This window comes from Psychrobacter sp. 1Y4 (assembly GCF_051847555.1).
In genome coordinates, this window is the sequence record NZ_JBPYDE010000507.1 from 1 (window position 1) to 731 (window position 731).

Below are 731 nucleotides of genomic sequence, written 5' to 3' on the forward strand. Positions count from 1 at the left end.
ATAAAATAATAAAGCACACACTTGGACACTGTTATGGCAACTTTATATCAATTACATAGCACGATGGATACCCTCAGGCGCAGTGCTGAAGAGATGTCTCGCACTTGGCGCACTGGCGATAGTATTATCTTAATTGGTACCACAGCCGCTTTTATCGACTGGCTCAATGCTTATTTGAATGATAGTGAAATAGATGGTATTGCAGGTATTTATGCATTAGCGGATGATATATCGCAGCTGACGGCGAATACCACTGGCAAGCTAAATTTAGAGAGCAAATTGACTGGTATTTTAACGGATGAAGAATGGATTAGCCTATCTCAGGATAGTCAGTTTGATAAAGTGGTGACGATTGCCTTATGATGACTCATACCTCTACGACAACTCATACTGCCACAGCATCGACCGATATTGCATTAGATCAAGATGGTCATTTGTGTGACCATACGATTTGGACACCTGATATCGCACAGCAACTGGCAGACACACTAGATGTCAGCTTAACGAGTGAGCACTTACAAATCTTGCAGCAAGTGCGAGCATTTTTTGTCAAATTTAATCATGTACCAGCGACACGCCCATTGATTAAATGGCTACAGAAAACCCTGCCTGAGCACGACATCAGCAATCAAAAGCTACAGCAGCTATTTAATACTGGTTTGGTGGCACGCCATGTCAATCGCTTAGCTGGACTGCCAAAGCCGCCCAACTGCCTATAAAAGTGTCTTTGT

General features: G+C 42.8%; 2 protein-coding genes. Both read left to right on the top strand.

The features are described 5' to 3' along the window. The first annotated feature begins 33 nt into the window (after positions 1 to 33). The gene (locus tag ACS8FC_RS17235; protein ID WP_439297682.1) at positions 34 to 363 is read left to right on the top strand and encodes a hypothetical protein; all 330 of its coding nucleotides are present in this window, start codon (positions 34 to 36) and stop codon (positions 361 to 363) included. After that, positions 363 to 719 carry a TusE/DsrC/DsvC family sulfur relay protein gene (locus ACS8FC_RS17240; RefSeq protein ID WP_439297683.1) on the top strand — a complete coding sequence of 119 codons (357 nt, stop codon included), beginning with the start codon at positions 363 to 365 and terminating at the stop codon, positions 717 to 719. Before ACS8FC_RS17235 ends, ACS8FC_RS17240 begins: the two co-directional genes overlap by 1 nt. The last annotated feature ends 12 nt before the right edge of the window (positions 720 to 731 follow it).